Below are 13,329 nucleotides of genomic sequence, written 5' to 3'. Positions count from 1 at the left end.
TGCTAGCACTCACCTTAAATCAGAATGGGAGGAAGCTACGCCAAGACAAATTTTCACAACTTCGCAGTAGTTTTCTAGTATTTAATAAGAACTGGGGTAATGCTTGGTTTTTCTTAGTATCTTTATTTTCTGTCGAGGAAAGATAAGATTTAATGGCATTCCGTTTGATAACGTGATATCATTTGAAAGTGAAGAATATGACCGTGATAAGGAGAAGAATAAGTACATGAAACGAAGAACTGCGCGTGAGAAAGCATTACAAATTTTATTTTCATTGGATACTGAGGAATATGATTTGGCAACTACTATTGAACACACATTAGATGAGAACGAACACGATCCGTTTATATTAAATATGGTGCGCGGAGTTGCTGAAAACAAACAAGAGATTGATGAAAGAATCAAAGGTCATTTAGAGAAGTGGTCATTGGAGAGAGTAGCCCTAGTGGAAAGAACACTACTTCGTATGGCTGTATATGAATTATTTTATTTAAAAGATGCACCCGAAAGTGTGGTAATTAACGAAGCGATAGAGATTGCACATGTTTTCGGTGATGATAAATCAGGAAAGTTTATCAATGGTGTATTATCAAAAATGATAAAATAAGGGGGAGCTATTGTGTCAGCAGAAGTTATTTATGGCAGTGAGTTAGCACAATCTTTAAGAGATGAAATGAAGGATGAAGTAACAGCCCTTCGTGATAAAGGGATTATTCCAGGATTAACCGTAGTTTTAATAGGTGATGATCCTGCTTCGAAATCATATGTAAGAGGTAAACAAAAAGCATCGGATTACGTTGGAGTTGATTCAGAATTAATTGAGTTACCAAAATCAACTACACAAGAAGAATTATTATCTCTCATTGATACATTAAATAAAAAAGAATCGGTCCATGGAATCTTAGTGCAGTTACCACTACCTGCACACATTGATGAGGAAGTCATCATTGAAGCGATTTCGCCTGAGAAGGATGTCGACGGTTTTCATCCCATAAGTATTGGTCGTATGATGACAGGAAAAGATACATTCTATCCTTGTACACCTTATGGGATTATTCAAATGATGAAGTCAAAAAATATTACGTTAGAAGGAAAGCATGCGGTTGTCATTGGAAGAAGTAATATTGTAGGAAAGCCGGTAGGACAATTACTTCTAAGTGAAAATGCAACAGTTACCTATTGTCATTCCCGAACAAAAAATATGGAACAATACATAGCGTCTGCCGATATCTTGATAGTCGCAGTGGGAAAAGCTCATTTTATCAATGGGGATCATATAAAAGAAGGTGCTATTGTGATCGATGTAGGTGTTAACAGAATTGAAGATGGATCACTTACAGGAGATGTTGACTTTGATTCTGCCAAAGAAAAAGCTAGTTATATAACACCAGTTCCAAAAGGTGTTGGTCCAATGACGATAACAATGTTAATGCATAATACAATTAAATCCGCTAAAAAAGCGAACGGATTATTATAAGTGTTTATTTAAAAAGTTGCCAAGATAAAAGAAAAATGCGCACTTCTCAGATGGTGGCGACTTTTTGAACAACCTCTTTAACAATTAACTTGTGAAACAGCTTCAGTTATTTTAATATGGAAATAAAAGGTCATTCTTGTCATTAGAATGACCTTTTATTGCAAAAGAATTCATTAAAAGGGATGATGTTGTGGAAGATAAATATTTATCCGTGACTGCGCTAACAAAGTATATAAAAAAGAAATTTGACGTTGATAGACATCTTAATCATATTTGGTTAAGGGGTGAGATATCGAATTTCAAGCATCATTCTAGAGGTCATATGTATATGACTATTAAAGATGATCATACAAGTATTCGCGCCGTCATGTTTCATAGACAAAATCAAGATCTTTCTTTTCGACCAGAGGATGGAATGAAGGTTTTAATTACCGGCTATGTGAGTGTCTTTGAATCACAAGGCCAATATCAGTTATATATACAGGAGTTACAACCTGATGGAATTGGTGCCCTTCATTTAGCCTTTGAACAATTAAAAGAAAAACTTTCAAAAGAAGGTCTATTTGATTCAATACATAAAAAAGCTTTACCAAAATATCCGCAGCATATTGCGGTATTGACTTCACCAACTGGAGCGGCTATCCGTGATATATTAACAACAATGGAAAGACGCTATCCGCTTGCCAATATATTAATTATTCCTGTTTTAGTGCAAGGAAAACAGTCAGCAACCTCTATCGTGAATGGGATCAAAAAAGCGAATCAGATCGATGAACTTGATTTGATGATAGTGGGTAGAGGTGGAGGTTCTTTAGAAGAATTATGGCCATTTAATGAAGAAGACGTTGCAAGAGCAATCTTTCAATCTGATCTTCCGGTAATATCTGCTGTTGGTCACGAAACAGATGTAACCATTAGCGATATGGTGGCAGATTTACGTGCGCCGACTCCTACAGCAGCTGCTGAAATGGCTGTACCATCGCAATTAGAATTGTTAGACAAGCTTAAGAAGATACGTCAGTTTTTGGAAAATAATACTCGAAATAAAATCGAGCGTTCTAGTGAAAAGTTGGTTTCGATTGAAAGTTCATACGTGTTCAAGTATCCTAGACGGTTAGTAGAGGAAAAAGAACAAAGGCTTGACAGGGCGGTGGATCAGATGACGAAACAGTTACATCGTACCGTTCAATCAAAAAAAGATTATTTTAAATACTTGGATCAACGTTATCAACGTCTCCATATCGATAAGCATCTGGAAAGACAAAACGAACAGGTACAACATTTGTTAAAACGTTTATATCGAGCTAGCAAACAACAGATAGATCAAAAGAAAAATCTTTTTAGTAAGCATTTAGCACAATTAGATTTATTAAATCCAACTCGCATTATGAATAGAGGCTATTCGATTACATACTCTGAGGAAAATGATATTATTCGCAGTGTTGAACAGGTGGAAAAGGATCATTTATTAACGATCCAATTGTCAGACGGCTATGTAGAATGTCTAGCACAAGAAATTAGAAAGGGAGAGAATACATGAGTGAAACAAAGAAGGAATTATCATTTGAAGAAGCATTAGCGCAATTAGAATCGATTGTCAACAAGATGGAGGAAGGGGAAGTTCCGTTAGAAAAAGCAATGGAGTATTATGCAGAAGGTTCCAAACTATCAAAAATATGCCATGATAAGCTAGTAAATGCCGAGAAGCAAATGAAAGAAATATTACGTGAGGATAACGAACGTTCTAGCTTCGAAATCCAGGAGGAAAATTAAGTGGATCAATCATTGCAAAATTTATTAGATAAAGAACAACAACAATTAAATAATGCTTTAACCTCTTATATTAAAACACTAGATATACCTGATCGATTAAGAGAATCTGTTCTATATTCCATTGAAGCGGGAGGAAAAAGGTTACGTCCGCTTTTGATGAAACTAACTTGTACTGGACTAGGTGGAGATCAGGAGAAAGTATATCCTGCTGCAGTAGCATTAGAAATGATTCATACGTACTCCTTGATACATGATGATCTCCCTGCAATGGATGATGATACGTATCGCAGGGGACAACTTACTAATCATAAAAAGTTTGACGAAGCGACTGCTATCTTAGCAGGAGATGGCTTACTCACGAATAGTTTTCATGTGATTACAACTTCAAATTTATATACGGATCAAGAAAAAGTTAGTATCATTACCAAATTATCCAAAGCAAGCGGTTTAGAAGGAATGGTAGCAGGGCAATATTTGGATATGGAAGCAGAAAATCAGACGATATCGATTTCGAATTTAGAAAGAATCCATCATTTAAAAACTGGAAGGCTTATTTCATTTGCAGTAGAAATTGGTGGATACTTAGCAGGTGCCTCACTAGAAAAAATGGAAACACTAAAGAAATTTGGTGATTACCTTGGTATCATATTTCAAATTCAAGATGATATTTTAGATATCGAAGGTGACCAGGAAATAATCGGTAAACGCGTAGGTAGTGATGTTGATAATGAAAAAAGTACATATCCAAGCATACTTGGATTAGAAGGAGCAAAACAATATAAAACGAAATATGTTAAAGAAGCAGGAAGATGCTTGCAGAACGTCGGATTAGAAAATACCGATTTGGCGTTGATAAGTAGCTATTTAAGTGAACGAAACCAGTAATAATATTGTGAAAAAACAAGAAACATGTTATATTTAAAGTAAGTCAATGGGATGGTGCAGTATTCTAGTCAATCCTCCGTTTCTGAAGGCGGGCCTAAAAATCCGCCAAAGGGCACATCGATGAAGTTCCTTGTGTCGGCTTGAGGCGCCCAGCCTTGGGTCGATGCTGGGAGTTAAGGTTGAAGGGCGATCCACAAAGGCATGTGGGCGACGACCCTTCTTCCGCGGAGGCCCATCTCTGTATTTTATTCTTAGCCAAGAATAAAGTATGGAATGGGGTATGAACCTATGTAATAAGGGTTGGGGAAATCCTTATTCGTAGCGTAGCCTGCCTTGAGTGGTGCGAAGGGGATTACAGGCAACAAAGTGTTCTTAACTGGATGGCCACTAGTTAAGGACATGTTTTTCTGTATGAAATTCGTACTGCAAAAGAGGCTAGGAAACGGTTAAGGGTTGTTGAGGAAATCTCCTAGACTGTTCCATAGGAGGACATTTAAAAGGGATTATAGTGCGGACTAAGTGGTAATCCAGTCTAGCGTTGGGTGACTGCGCTAAGACAGGTTTAAAGGGGAACCGCCAGAGTGGCAACACTCGGTACCTGTCTGGGAAAACCTACTGGACCTAAGCCGCAGTTTTTACCTTTTAAGTGACCATTCCATTCCTACTACATAATGTAACCAGTTAACGGGGTTTTGATATGGATAAAAAACAATTACAAAAGTCGATAAAATTCAGTTTAAGCATTGCCGTTATCACGTTTGTGTTAGCGGCTATTTTTTCAATAGTGTCTTCTTCGATATTAAGTGGTGTAATGTCGATCATTGGCTTAGTGATCGTATTTATTATTGTATTTATCGGTGTGTTTTTTGATATGCTAGGGATAGCTGCAACTGCTGCAGATGAGGTGCCATTTCATGCAATGGCAGCAGAGAAGGTAAGCGGTTCCAAACAAGCGATACAAATTGTCAGAAATGCTGATCGATTTGCCAGCTTTTGTAATGATGTGATTGGAGACATTTCTGGTATAATAAGTGGGACAGCTTCTGCAATTGTCGTATTGCAAATTTCGAATGGGTTTGGTTATGCGGAAGGTACCTCCTTTCATTTATCCATTAACGTCATTCTTACAAGCCTTGTAGCAGCTTTAACTGTTGGAGGAAAGGCGTTGGGTAAGTTCTTAGCCATTCACTCTTCAACCAATATTATTTTTATAGTTGGTAAAATAATTGCATTTTCAGAAGAAAAATTTAAAATAAAAGTATTGTCAAATAAATAAGTCGAATCTTGAATAATAGTAGGGAGGATTCCTTCATGGATCTAACCAGGATCAAAAATCCAACATTTCTTAAACAATTAAATACGGAAGAACTAGAGCTCTTAGCTGGTGAAATCCGTCAGTTTCTGATTGAAAAATTATCGGTAACGGGCGGTCACTTAGGGGCGAATTTAGGAGTAGTAGAACTAACGCTTGCATTGCACAAACAATTTAATAGTCCTGAAGATAAATTAATCTTTGACGTCGGGCATCAATCCTATATTCATAAAATGCTGACAGGACGTACAGAGCAATTTGATACCCTAAGACAGTATAAAGGACTTTGCGGTTTCCCTAAAATGACGGAAAGTGAACACGATGTTTGGGAAACAGGCCATAGCTCAACATCTCTGTCTGCAGCGATGGGGATGGCGATTGCTCGTGATATGAAACAAGCTAATAATTATGTAGTTCCCATTATTGGCGATGGTGCTTTAACAGGTGGTATGGCATTGGAAGCACTAAATCATATTGGTCACGAAAAGAAAAATATTACGGTTATACTCAATGATAATGAAATGTCCATCGCAGGCAATGTCGGGGCATTACATAATGCGTTGGGAAGAATGAGAAGTGCCGGTAAATATAATCGTGTCAAAGATGAGTTAGAAATTCTTCTTAAGAGAATTCCAGCGGTCGGTGGTATGATTGCTCAAACAGCGGAACGAGTGAAGGATAGTATGAAATATTTTATGGTTCCGGGTATGTTATTTGAGGAATTTGGTTTTACTTATTTTGGCCCCGTGGACGGTCATGATTTTAAGGATTTAGAAGAAAATATTGCATATGCCAAGAAAACACAAGGACCTGTACTTGTTCATGTAATCACGCAAAAAGGAAAAGGATATTACCCTGCAGAATCTGATAAGAAAGATAAATGGCATGGGGTAGGTCCTTATAAAATCGATTCAGGTGAAAAAATTAAGCCTGCTAATTCAGCACCAGCTTGGAGCCAAGTTGTAAGTGATACATTAGAGAATATTGCTGGAAAAGATGAACGCCTAGCTGTAATCACACCAGCTATGATACTTGGGTCCAAACTGGATAAATTCCAGGAAAAATATCCAGATCGTTTATTTGACGTGGGAATTGCTGAACAACATGCCACCACATTATCTGCGGGACTGGCAACACAAGGTATGAAACCCTTTTTGGCAATATATTCTACCTTTTTACAAAGAGCGTATGATCAATTAGTTCATGATGTTTGTCGGCAAAATTTGAACGTTGCATTCGGAATTGATCGTGCGGGACTAGTAGGAGCTGATGGTGAAACACATCAAGGAGTTTTTGATATTGCTTTCTTACGTCATTTACCTAACATGGTCATTATGATGCCGAAAGATGAAAATGAATGCCAGCATATGGTAAACACTGCTATTTCTTATAATGAAGGACCTATTGCTGTACGATTCCCAAGAGGAAATGGATTAGGTGTAGAAATGGATCAAGAGTTAAAAACATTGCCGATTGGTCAATGGGAAGTATTAAAACAAGGAACCGATGCGGTTATTTTAACATTTGGTACTACCATTGCTATGTCCCTTGCTGCGAGTGAATTTATGCAAAAGCAAGGTGTTCAAGTTGAAGTCATTAATGCAAGGTTCATTAAGCCGTTGGACGAACAAATATTGCATGACAGAATGCGTAAAAATATACCGATTTTAACTGTGGAAGAAGCAGTACTTAAAGGTGGTTTTGGTTCTGCGATTCTTGAATTTGCAGAAGAAAATAATTATCATCCACAAATCAAAAGAATGGGTATTCCTGACAGATATATTGAGCATGGTAATGTCAAAGAATTACTGGAGGAAATCGACTTAACAAAAGAACAAATAGTTGTCGAATTAAAAAAATTATTAGCCGTAAGTAATGATAAGCAAAAAAGGCATGATGAATAATGAGTAAAAAAATTAGATTAGATCAATTAATAGTTGATCGCGGCTTAAGTGAATCCAGGGAGAAGGCAAAAAGAACGATCATGGCTGGCCTTGTCTTTTCTGAAGGGCAACGTATGGACAAACCTGGTACAAAGGTAAAAGATGATATCCCGATTGATATAAAAGGTAAGGCGATACCATATGTTGGGCGTGGTGGATTAAAACTAGAAAAAGCGATTGAATATTTTTCGTTAAATTTAAATGATAAAGTAATGGTTGACGTAGGTTCGTCTACTGGTGGATTTACAGATTGTGCATTACAAAAGGGAGTTAGGTTGAGCTATGCAATTGATGTGGGCTACAATCAATTAGATTGGAAATTGCGAAAAGATCCAAGAGTAGTTGTCATGGAAAGAACCAATTTTCGATACGTAACACCAGATATGCTTACGAAGGAGAGACCTAATTTTGCTACTGTAGATGTTTCTTTTATATCTCTACGCTTAATTTTACCACCACTCTTTCATTTGTTATCAGTAGACAGTCAAGCGGTAATCTTAATCAAGCCACAATTTGAAGCTGGAAGAGAACAAGTTGGTAAAAAAGGGATTGTGAGAGATCCGTCCATTCATTTACAAGTATTACAAGATATATTGACTTTTGCCAAAGAAACAGGGTTTCAAATTCTGGATGTAACATTTTCACCCATAACTGGAGGCGACGGCAACATTGAATATCTGGGATTATTGGGGAAATCCAGAGACGAAACAAGAGAGGATACGGACTTCTTGGCTTTAACGGAAAAAATAGTAGCAGAATCACACCAAGCATTAGATCATTAAAACCGATTGGACTACCTGTTAAGTAGTCCATTTTATCACGGTGCTAAACGTCTGTATTCCCCGCTTCAAAATTCATAAGGATAAGTTTAAGGATAACAGACGCTAACTCCCTGATAAGTTTCGCTCACTTTATATGAACAAGTAAACCGGGAGGAAGAACCATGAACAAAGCTCAACGACATATTAAAATTCGTGAGATCATTACCGAAAATGAAATTGAAACACAAGATGATTTAGTTGAGGAACTTAGAAGTCAAGGCTATGGAATTACCCAAGCAACCATTTCACGAGATATTAAAGAATTGCACTTGGTGAAGGTACCTACTACAGATGGCAGGTATAAATATAGTTTACCGGCTGATCAAAAATTTAATCCTTTAAACAAATTAAAGAGATTTATTATGGATGCATTTATTAGTATCGATACAGCTACACATTTCATAGTTATGAAAACATTGCCAGGGAATGCACAGGCAATGGGAGCATTAATTGATAATCTGGGTTGGGAAGAAATTGTCGGCTGTATTTGTGGAGATGATACGATTCTGATTATATGTAAGACAACAGAAGAAGCAGAAGCACTTAAGGAAAAGTTTTTAGATATGTTATAAGGTGGGGAGCATATGTTAGCCGAATTATCCATTAAAAATTTTGCTATTATTGATGAACTTCATATTCCATTTCAAAAAGGTCTAACGGTATTAACAGGAGAAACAGGTGCAGGGAAGTCGATTATTATCGATGCGGTAGGTTTATTGATTGGTGGAAGGGGATCGGTTGAATATGTTCGTCACGGTGAAAAGAAGGCAGAATTAGAAGGCTTGTTTATCATAGATGATACTAAGCACGCTGTTTATCAGAAGGCAAAGGAACTAGGAATAGATATAATGGAAGATCATATGCTAGTTCTTCATCGGACTATTTCCCATTCAGGTAAGAGCATTTGCCGCATTAATGGTAAACTGACAACTTTAGCCATATTAAAAGAAATTGGACAAACTGTCTTAGATATACATAGCCAACACGAAACACAAGCATTACTAAATCAGGATAAACATATCGAGTTATTAGATTATTTTTATCAGTCCAATCATTCTAACTTTAAGAACCACTATCAAAAGTTATATCAGCATTGGAAAGAACTAAAATATAAATACGAAGCCAATAATAAAAATGAGCAAGAGTTGGCTCAACGAATTGATTTATTAGAATTTCAATTAAATGAAATTCAAAATGCTGATTTACAACCAAATGAAGACATAGTGCTTACCGATGAACGCAATAAATTACATCATTTTGAAACGATCCATAAAAATTTAAATGATGCTTATAATGCATTACATGGTGAACAAAAAGGGTTGGACTGGTTGTCACATGCTGCTAATAACCTTGAAGAAGCTGGTGAACATAATAAAGACATTCAAAAATTGCAACAGCAATATGTAGACCATTACTACTTGATTGAAGAAATTTCTTATCAAATCAGACAACACCTTGAGAATATGGATTATGAACCAGGTAGGTTAGAATTAATTGAATCAAGATTGCATGAAATCGATCAATTGAAAAGAAAGTATGGCCAAAGTGTAGAAGAGATTATGACATATAGTGCCAAAATTGAGGAAGAATTAGATGAAATAAAAAACCGTGATCAGCACCTTGCCAATTTATCTGAAATGGTACAAGAAGCGGCAAATGATTTATTATTAGAAGCTAAAGAGTTGCATAACATCAGGAAGAAAGCTGCTAAACAATTGGAAAAAGCGGTTTTAATGGAACTAAAGGACCTCTATTTAGAAAAAACCAATTTTCAAGTGGACGTTTTCATTCCTTCCAAAGAAAAAGGTATTCCTTTTGAAGGGAAAAATGTTAGACCACATGAAGATGGAATTGACCAAGTAAGGTTTTTAATTTCAACGAATCCTGGAGAACCTGTTAAAGAATTGGATCGGATTGCTTCGGGTGGAGAAATGTCACGAATTATGTTAGCACTTAAAAATATTTTTTCGAAGCACCAAGGAATTACAAGTGTCATTTTTGATGAAGTTGATACGGGAGTTAGTGGACGTGTTGCACAAGCAATGGCTGACAAGATTTATAATATATCAGTCGGATCACAAGTTCTTTGTATTACGCACCTACCACAAGTAGCTTCTATAGCGGATACGCATTTAAAAATTGAAAAAGTTGTAAAGCAAAATCGAACACATACAACAATCCAAGAGTTATCATTTAATCAAAGAATTGATGAAATTGGCAAGATGATTACTGGTGCTGAATTAACAGAAACATCCAGAACACATGCAAAAGAATTAATTGAAATGAATCATAAAAGATAATAGTATCCCGGCAAAACATTTCTACAAGTGGAAAACTTCACCCGATTTTGTTATGTTTAACGGGTTTAAAAAGCCCTCCTTAAGGTCAAATTAATGATACAGATCAAAAACAGTCTGTACTTACAAGGAGGGCAATGTTGTGAAAAATGATTATGTAAGAAAAAGTATAGGATTAATACTCCTTGTCATATTATTTGTACTTCCATGGTATTCACCATTTCAAATATACCTTTCCATCCCAAACCAAATTAAAACCTTTTCTCAGCCAGAACCTGTTTCACTACCAACATTAGGTGATGATGTCTCGGTATCCGCGATGAATGACGATTCAATTCATTATGCTACGGATTTGATGAAGTATTCACTTGAGGAAAGTGGAAGTGATGAACTCACCTACACGGTAGGTCAATTTCCAGTTAAAAAAGTTAACGTCGATGTTTATGATGATTTTCGTATTATTCCTGGTGGTCAATCGATAGGAATCAATCTACAAACCGAGGGAGTTTTAGTTGTTGGTCACCATTTAGTTACAACTGATAACGGAACAGCATCACCAGGAGAGGAAGCAAATATTCAAGTTGGTGATAGCATCATATCGATCAATGATAAATCCATTTCAAATATGGAGGAAGTAGCACCGATCGTAAAGGAAGCTGGAGAAAATAATAAACCATTAGATGTTAAAATTAAACGTGGACAACAGACAATTGAAACTGATTTAACACCTCAATATGATATTAAAGAAGAAGATTATCGTATTGGTTTATATATTCGTGATTCAGCTGCTGGAATTGGCACGATGACTTTTTATGATCCAGAAACAGAAAAATATGGAGCTTTAGGCCATATTATTTCTGACATGGACACTAGAAAACCAGTGGAAATCAATGACGGATCAATTGTCCGTTCGGAAATAACTGACATAAAAAAAGGAGAAAATGGGGTTCCAGGGGAAAAGAAAGCAGATTTTAAATTCAATGATGTTCAATTAGGGAATATAACCAAAAATTCACCTTTCGGTATTTTTGGTACATTAAAAGAGTCACCTAAAGAAGGCAAATGGTCAAAACCAATGCCGATAGCATTACCAAATGAAGTAGAGGAAGGACCTGCCCAGATATTAACTGTAATTGATGGGGAAAAAGTGGAAGCATTTGATGTAGAGATTGTCAACAGTGTTGAGCAATCAGCACCTGCTACAAAAGGGCTCATATTAGAAATAACCGATAAGCGTTTATTGGATGCAACAGGTGGGATTGTCCAAGGAATGAGTGGTAGTCCAATTATTCAAAATGATAAAGTGGTTGGTGCGGTGACACATGTTTTTGTAAATGATCCGACTAGTGGATATGGCGTACACATTGAATGGATGTTGAATGAAGCAGGAATAGATATTTACAAACAGAAAGAGAAAAAGGCAAGCTAATACCATAGTCCTCCCGTTTCAAGACTTCAGGATAACTTGAAAAGCCCGTTTCATCTAATCATGGAAACGGGTTTACTTTTTTGAATGGGAATTATTTTTATAAAAGTATTGATGAGTTGGAATAATTTTGCTATGCTAAAATAAAGATTTTTCGACAAACCCGTTAGTAAAAAGAAAAATATTTTTTTAAGAAGATAAGAAGGATTTTTCTTCCTTTTGTCGAATTTATTAGGTGGGATCAAAATTGTAGCATAGAATTGAAGGAGGAACTTTTTGTGGAAAAGACAAAGGTTATGTTAGTTGATGACAATCAAGAGCTTGTGGACTTAATGGATGAATACTTACTAGATCAGGATGATATCGAAGTAGTGGGTAAGGCATATAATGGTAAGGAATGTTTGGATAATCTAGAAGAACTAAACCCTGATGTTGTCGTGTTAGATATTATTATGCCACATATAGATGGCTTAGCAGTTCTTTCTAAACTAAAACAAAATAATAACACTAAACACATTAATGTTATTATGCTTACTGCGTTTGGTCAGGAAGAAGTAACGAAAAAAGCTGTTGGATTGGGTGCGTCGTATTTTATCTTAAAACCATTCGATTTGGAGCATCTTGCAGAGCAAATAAGACAAGTTCATGGTATTCAAACTGCGGTACATAATGAGCAGAGATCTTCTGCTAACAGCAGTCAAAACAAAAAGTTCGATCTAGAAGCAAATATTACACACATTATTCATGAAATAGGTGTTCCTGCGCATATTAAAGGATATATGTACTTACGTGAAGCAATTACGATGGTTTACAATGACATTGAATTATTAGGTTCGATCACGAAAGTGTTATATCCAGACATTGCAACCAAATTCAATACTACTGCTTCACGCGTGGAAAGAGCTATTCGCCATGCGATTGAAGTAGCATGGAGCAGAGGTAATATGGAATCCATCTCTTCATTATTTGGATATACGGTAAGTGTCTCAAAGGCGAAGCCGACCAATTCGGAATTCATTGCAATGGTTGCAGATCGATTGAGACTAGAGCATCGCGCAAGCTAATTTAACGAGTAAACACTTTGTCACAAATTCAAAGTGACAATCCTTCTCATGAAATTCAAAAAAGTGCTATTAAATAAATAACTAAATAAAAGTACCACCCGTTTCATTGTTAGGAACGGGTGGTACTTTATTTTAACGTTCTTCAGAAGGAAGTCTCCCTCTTCAAGCGTGTGAAGGGCGTAGCCCAACGGTAAGGGGGAGATGAATTTCGGTTGGGCGACAGCCCAAAGTTTTTTCATTTTGTCTTTTTCCTCAATATGGTATAATTGGTATTATTAAGTATAAGGATTGATATAACAATGAAATTAGACAGTAACAATCATTCAGTATT

Annotated in this window: 12 protein-coding genes; all 12 read left to right on the top strand. The window is 36.3% G+C overall.

The window, feature by feature from the left end; translation table 11 throughout:
* Positions 1-226 precede the first annotated feature (226 nt).
* The 12 genes from nusB (at position 227) to spo0A (ending at position 12,998) form a co-directional block, all read left to right on the top strand.
* Positions 227-607 carry a transcription antitermination factor NusB gene (gene nusB, locus GH715_RS19880; RefSeq protein ID WP_026287250.1) on the top strand — a complete coding sequence of 127 codons (381 nt, stop codon included), beginning with the start codon at positions 227-229 and terminating at the stop codon, positions 605-607.
* 12 nt (positions 608-619) lie between these two features.
* On the top strand, positions 620-1,477 hold the full coding sequence (folD, locus tag GH715_RS19875) for a bifunctional methylenetetrahydrofolate dehydrogenase/methenyltetrahydrofolate cyclohydrolase FolD (protein WP_163578789.1): 858 nt from the start codon (positions 620-622) through the stop codon (positions 1,475-1,477).
* A gap of 190 nt (positions 1,478-1,667) precedes the next feature.
* Positions 1,668-3,017 carry an exodeoxyribonuclease VII large subunit gene (gene xseA / locus GH715_RS19870; RefSeq protein WP_163578788.1) on the top strand — a complete coding sequence of 450 codons (1,350 nt, stop codon included), beginning with the start codon at positions 1,668-1,670 and terminating at the stop codon, positions 3,015-3,017.
* Positions 3,014-3,250, top strand: a complete 237-nt coding sequence (gene xseB, locus GH715_RS19865; RefSeq protein WP_018931662.1) for an exodeoxyribonuclease VII small subunit — start codon at positions 3,014-3,016, stop codon at positions 3,248-3,250. Before xseA ends, xseB begins: the two co-directional genes overlap by 4 nt.
* Complete coding sequence (locus tag GH715_RS19860; protein ID WP_163578787.1) at positions 3,251-4,135, top strand: polyprenyl synthetase family protein; 885 nt, start codon at positions 3,251-3,253, stop codon at positions 4,133-4,135.
* 697 nt (positions 4,136-4,832) lie between these two features.
* Positions 4,833-5,411 (top strand): hypothetical protein, encoded by a 579-nt coding sequence (locus tag GH715_RS19855; protein ID WP_153836957.1) that lies wholly within the window; start codon positions 4,833-4,835, stop codon positions 5,409-5,411.
* A gap of 35 nt (positions 5,412-5,446) precedes the next feature.
* The gene (gene dxs, locus GH715_RS19850) at positions 5,447-7,351 is read left to right on the top strand and encodes a 1-deoxy-D-xylulose-5-phosphate synthase (protein WP_153836958.1); all 1,905 of its coding nucleotides are present in this window, start codon (positions 5,447-5,449) and stop codon (positions 7,349-7,351) included.
* A complete protein-coding gene (locus tag GH715_RS19845; RefSeq protein WP_153836959.1) occupies positions 7,351-8,172 on the top strand; it encodes a TlyA family RNA methyltransferase in 822 nt (273 codons plus the stop codon). The genes dxs and GH715_RS19845 overlap by 1 nt, the downstream gene beginning before the upstream one ends.
* A 161-nt stretch (positions 8,173-8,333) precedes the next feature.
* Positions 8,334-8,783 (top strand): transcriptional regulator AhrC/ArgR, encoded by a 450-nt coding sequence (gene ahrC / locus GH715_RS19840; protein WP_153836960.1) that lies wholly within the window; start codon positions 8,334-8,336, stop codon positions 8,781-8,783.
* 12 nt (positions 8,784-8,795) lie between these two features.
* Positions 8,796-10,511, top strand: coding sequence for a DNA repair protein RecN (gene recN, locus GH715_RS19835; protein WP_153836961.1), 1,716 nt, complete (start codon positions 8,796-8,798; stop codon positions 10,509-10,511).
* A 139-nt stretch (positions 10,512-10,650) separates the two neighbouring features.
* A complete protein-coding gene (spoIVB, locus tag GH715_RS19830) occupies positions 10,651-11,937 on the top strand; it encodes a SpoIVB peptidase (RefSeq protein ID WP_163578786.1) in 1,287 nt (428 codons plus the stop codon).
* A 275-nt stretch (positions 11,938-12,212) separates the two neighbouring features.
* The gene (gene spo0A / locus GH715_RS19825) at positions 12,213-12,998 is read left to right on the top strand and encodes a sporulation transcription factor Spo0A (protein WP_163578785.1); all 786 of its coding nucleotides are present in this window, start codon (positions 12,213-12,215) and stop codon (positions 12,996-12,998) included.
* Positions 12,999-13,329 lie beyond the last annotated feature (331 nt).

Source organism: Gracilibacillus thailandensis (genome assembly GCF_010994055.1).
Taxonomy (GTDB): domain Bacteria; phylum Bacillota; class Bacilli; order Bacillales; family Amphibacillaceae; genus Gracilibacillus; species Gracilibacillus lacisalsi.
This window is presented reverse-complemented; position numbering and strand designations above follow the sequence as displayed.